Annotated in this window: 2 protein-coding genes; one reads left to right on the top strand and one right to left on the bottom strand. The window is 71.2% G+C overall.

Annotated features, from left to right (window positions below; genetic code table 11):
• The coding region (locus OUY22_RS36415; RefSeq protein ID WP_270159874.1) for a hypothetical protein at positions 1–385 on the top strand (385 nt) is incomplete at its 5' end.
• A 142-nt stretch (positions 386–527) separates the two neighbouring features.
• On the opposite strand, the gene OUY22_RS36410 is transcribed toward OUY22_RS36415, so the two are convergent.
• Positions 528–2,447 (bottom strand): Xaa-Pro dipeptidyl-peptidase, encoded by a 1,920-nt coding sequence (locus tag OUY22_RS36410; protein WP_270159873.1) that lies wholly within the window; start codon positions 2,445–2,447, stop codon positions 528–530.
• Positions 2,448–2,715: the final 268 nt, after the last annotated feature.

The following is a 2,715-nucleotide window of genomic DNA, read 5'->3' as shown; positions in this document are numbered from 1 at the left end:
GCAAGGGGACGTGGCCGCGCCGCCGGTGGCCGCGATCTCGCCCGCGTCCGTGCGGCTGGGCGAGCGGCGGACCGGGACTTTCCGGCTGACGTGCACCGGCGAGTGCCGCGTCACCTCGTTCTCCGGCTCGAACGGCATCGCGGTCTCCGGCAACGCGTTCACGGTCCGCGCCCCGGCCGCCCGCCCCGGCTGCGCCGGCCCGCCCGTCACCGAGTCCGGCGTCATCACCGTCCACTGGACCGGTACCGCCCCGGGCGGCGAGGAGAGCGCCGACGGCACGCTCACGATGATGGTGTCCTGGACCGTCGCCGCCGACCCGGGCGCCCTCATCCCCGACAGCGACGGGGGCGGTTACTGGAGCAACTGTCCGCGCGCACGTGAATGAGCCAGGCCCAGACGGACGAGGAGAGGGCCTCGGGCGGTGTCCGCCCGAGGCCCTCCCCATGGAGCGGCTCAGGTCAGGAGCACGGGAACCCCGGCTCCAGACAGGTCAGGCCGGGAGTGCGGGAACCCCGGCTCCGGTCAGGTCAGAAGAACGAGAACTCGCGCTCCGGCTCCGGCAGGGTCACCTCCCGCGGCCCGACGAACCTCGCCTTGTCCTGCGGCACGCTCTCCAGCGGTGTCCCGAGCACGACCGGGAACGTGATCGAGCTCCGGGACAGGTCGACCGTGACGTTCGCGCCGGTGCCCGTCTCGTTGCTGTAGGTCGCGTCGGTGCCCGCGATCACCAGCCCGATCCGGTGCCCCTTCTTGAAGACGTAGTCCTGGGGCAGAGTCTCCCACTTGACGCTCCCGTACGTGCCGACGGGCAGCGGCGTGGGGCGGCTGAGCGACAGGCGGTTCTGCACGTCGATCCAGCCGCGCGCGACGATCTCGAGGGGCCGGTCGACGGTGTTGGTGACGACCTTGCGGTAGCAGCCGTCGTCGGCGGCGGTGCTTTCGCCCCAGCAGTCCTCTTCGGTGAGGGTGGTGATGCCTCCGCCGCGCCGCCAGTCGACGCGGGTGTCGTCGCCGAAGTCGACGAGCAGCGCGGTCAGGTTGGCGGTGGGCCGGTCGAGTCTGACCCGCAGGTCGGCGACCGGGGTGCCGGACAGGCGCAGGTCGAGCGGCAGCTCACCGGTGGTGTACGCGATCCGGCCCGGCTTGGCGGTGCCGACGTCGGACACCATGTCGGGTTCGGCCATGCGCACGTCGGTGAAGCTCGCCGTCGCCTTCTTCCCGGGCAGGAGGCGGAGCGAGCCGTCGGCGGACGGGCGCAGCGTCAGCTTGAGCCCGCGGGGGGACGGCCAGTCACGCTCGGTGATCCATTGGGCGGGGGCGACCTCCACGTCGGCGCGAGGCTCGTTCATGATCCCGTTGCGGACGCCGTGCAGCCAGTGGTCGAACCACCGGTGCAGCGTGTCGACCCAGAGCCCTCTGCGGCCCTCGAAGTCGAACGGGTCCACGTGCCCGGTCTGGCCCACCCAGATCTTGCGCGGCACGCCGCGCTTGGCCAGCGCCTCCCACCACTCGGAGAAGTTGTCGGGCTTGACGTTGAGGTCGTTGACGGTGTGCGCGACGAACACGCTCGCCCGTACCTTGGAGACGTCGCCGAGCAGGCCGTGGATGTAGTCGCGCTCGGCCCAGAAGGCGTTGTGGTCGCCGGTGTCGTCGCCGTCCTCGGCGTCCATCCGGTCGCGCACGGCCTGACACTTGGCCTCGGGATCGGTGTCGACGTAGTTGGCCAGCCAGGAGGCGTAGTCGTAGTTGTAGACGACGCCGTTGGAGCGCTGGTACTTGTACCAGGAGCTGATCGCGGAGATGGGCACGATCGTCTCCAGGCCGCGCACGCCGGTGGCGGCGACGGCGTTGGCGAGCGTGCCGTCGTACGACTTGCCGATCATGGCGGACTTGCCGGTGGTCCAGTCGGCGACGGCGGGGCTGCCGTCGGCGCGGTAGGCCTTGGCGCGGCCGTTGAGCCAGTCGATGACGGCCTTGCCGCCCAGCACGTCGGCCTTGCCGCCGATGTCGGGGCAGCCGTCGGAGCGGGTGGTGCCGAGCATGTCGACGTTGAGCACCGCGTAGCCGCGCGGCACGAAGTAGTTGTCGTAGAAGAGCGGGAACTTCACGACGTTGCCGGCGTCGTCGTAGACCTTCCGCTCGCCTTCGTTGCCGCGCCCGGAGTTGTCGTAGTACGGGCTCTCGTCGATGACGACGGGCACCTTGAGCCCGGGGCCGGACTCCTTGGGCCGGATGATGTCGACGCGCACCCGGTCGAGCCTGCCGTCGGCGTCGCTGTCGACGGTCGACTCGACGTACACGTGCTCGCGGATGGCGTCGGCGTAGGAGAAGACCGGCTGCGTCCGGCCGTTCTGGACGGTGATCTCCGGGCCGGGGGCGGCCTGGACGGGGGTGGCCGTGCCCAGGATGAGGGCGGCGGCGATGAGGGCCGGGCGTAATGGTGACACGCGTGACCTCCGGAACTGAGAAAAGTAGCTGCAATCTCTCAGACCGCCGCCGCCCCTGACAAGATCTGTTCACCGCCGTCCGGCCTCATGTCCGGATGCGGGCGTCCGGTTCCGATCACCCGGCGGGAGGCCGCGACCCGGAGATCACCACGGTGTCCGCCTCGTCGTCGCCCTCCCCGTCCGCGGACGGGTCCTGCTCCCGGCGGCGCGGCAGCCGCAGCGCCGCCAGGACGACCAGCCCGCCGCCGATAGCGGCGAGCAGCAGCGT

The organism is Nonomuraea corallina (assembly GCF_027620315.1).
Lineage (GTDB): Bacteria > Actinomycetota > Actinomycetes > Streptosporangiales > Streptosporangiaceae > Nonomuraea > Nonomuraea corallina.
The sequence above is the reverse complement of the archived record's forward strand: the minus strand, read 5'-3'. Positions and strand labels throughout refer to the sequence as shown.